This window comes from Burkholderia sp. Se-20378 (genome assembly GCF_017104665.1).
Lineage (GTDB): Bacteria > Pseudomonadota > Gammaproteobacteria > Burkholderiales > Burkholderiaceae > Burkholderia > Burkholderia lata.
In genome coordinates this window covers 1-1,425 of sequence record NZ_JAAGPG010001026.1, presented here as the reverse complement: position 1 = coordinate 1,425, position 1,425 = coordinate 1, and the positions used below count along the sequence as shown (strand labels likewise).

The following is a 1,425-nucleotide window of genomic DNA, read 5'->3' as shown; positions in this document are numbered from 1 at the left end:
GACGGCCGGCACGTTCGCCAGCGCGATGAAGGCGTCGCTCGACAAGATCAGCGGCGACCAGCAGCACGCGCTCGGCGAGGCGCAGGCGTTCGAGGTCGGCGCGCCGAACGTGTCGCTGAACGACGTGATGGTCGACATGCAGAAAGCCAACATCGGCTTCCAGTTCGGGCTCCAGGTCCGCAACAAGCTAGTGAGCGCTTACAACGACATCATGCAGATGTCGGTTTGACAGGACGGCTATTCGGGGAAAGCTATCCGTGGACGGCCTCCGGGCTGGTCTGCGGGCCGGCCCTTTTGCGCCAGGCGGCACGCTCCGCTTGCCTAAAGCTTTTCAAATCCCTTCCGATAACTCCGGTGAAGGCCGCGTCGTGCGATGCACGGCCGCGGTTCCCGTATAGCCAAGGCATAACAAGGAGAAGCGCATGTTTTCCCCAGGACACGCTGGAGCCAGTGCATACGCGCGTGTCGGCGTCGAGACGGGGGTGATGGGCGCCTCCCCGCACCGGTTGATCGCGATGCTGTACCAGGGCGCGCGGCAGGCGATTGCGCTGGCGCGCATGCACTTGCAGCAGGGCAATGTGTCCGCGCGCGGCGAAGCGATCGGCAAGGCGATCCGGATCGTCGACAGCGGGCTGAAGGCGTCGCTGAACCGCGACGCGGGCGGCGAGATCGCCGAGCGGCTGGACGCGCTGTATGCGTATATCAGCCGGCGTCTGCTCGAAGCGAACGCGCAGGCGAGCGACGCGATGCTGGTCGAAGTCGACGGGCTGCTCGCGACGCTCGAGGAAGCATGGACGGGGATCGCCCCGGAAGTCGCGCGGATGGCCGCGCAACAGGCAGTGGAAGCATCACGATGAATCGCAAGGCCGAATACTTCGAACGTTACGAGGCGCTCGCCGCCGTGTCGGGCCGGATGCTGGGCGCCGCCCGCAGCGCCGACTGGAGCGCGTTGCCGGGGTTGCAGGCCGAATTCATGCGGTTGGTCGACGGGCTGAAGGAAGCCGATCCGGGCGTCGTGCTCGACGAATCGGATCTCGGCCGCAAGCTCGGCCTGATCCGCCGCATCCTGGCCGACGACGCCGCGATTCGCGATCTCGCGAGCCCGGACGTCGCGCGGCTGTCCGCGCTGTTCGAGGCGCGGCGCTCGACCAAGGTATTGACCGATCTCTACCGCGCGCGCGGGTAGGGTCCGTTTCCGGGGAAACGGGCGCGGGGCGCACGAGTCCGCTGTGGCAGGCGCGCAGTTCCCGCGGGCGGCACCGAGGTGCCGTTCCCGGATTCGCAACGATGTGGCTGAGATAAGCAGGCTCCGATCATGACCGGTATCGACTCCGTTGCGGCCGCGCTGCTGGCGAGCCGCCTCGACAGCTTGCTGACCGGCACCGTGTCGGCGCCCGCCGGCGGCAGCGCGACACGGTGCCGGTA

General features: G+C 67.6%; 3 protein-coding genes. All 3 read left to right on the top strand.

The features are described 5' to 3' along the window. Window positions 1-229, top strand: a 229-nt coding sequence (gene fliE / locus G3N93_RS39880; protein ID WP_206135506.1) for a flagellar hook-basal body complex protein FliE, incomplete at its 5' end; no start/stop codon positions are given. A gap of 193 nt (window positions 230-422) precedes the next feature. Next, window positions 423-857: a flagellar export chaperone FliS gene (gene fliS, locus G3N93_RS39875; RefSeq protein WP_174937481.1), complete on the top strand. Its 435-nt coding sequence runs from the start codon at window positions 423-425 to the stop codon at window positions 855-857. Beyond that, window positions 854-1,186: a flagellar protein FliT gene (locus G3N93_RS39870; protein WP_174937483.1), complete on the top strand. Its 333-nt coding sequence runs from the start codon at window positions 854-856 to the stop codon at window positions 1,184-1,186. The genes fliS and G3N93_RS39870 overlap by 4 nt, the downstream gene beginning before the upstream one ends. Window positions 1,187-1,425: the final 239 nt, after the last annotated feature.

Coding starts and splice junctions, on each gene's coding strand:
- fliS (WP_174937481.1), top strand. CDS start 423: ATGTTTTCCCCAGGACACGCTGGAGCCAGTGCATACGCGCGTGTCGGC.
- G3N93_RS39870 (WP_174937483.1), top strand. CDS start 854: ATGAATCGCAAGGCCGAATACTTCGAACGTTACGAGGCGCTCGCCGCC.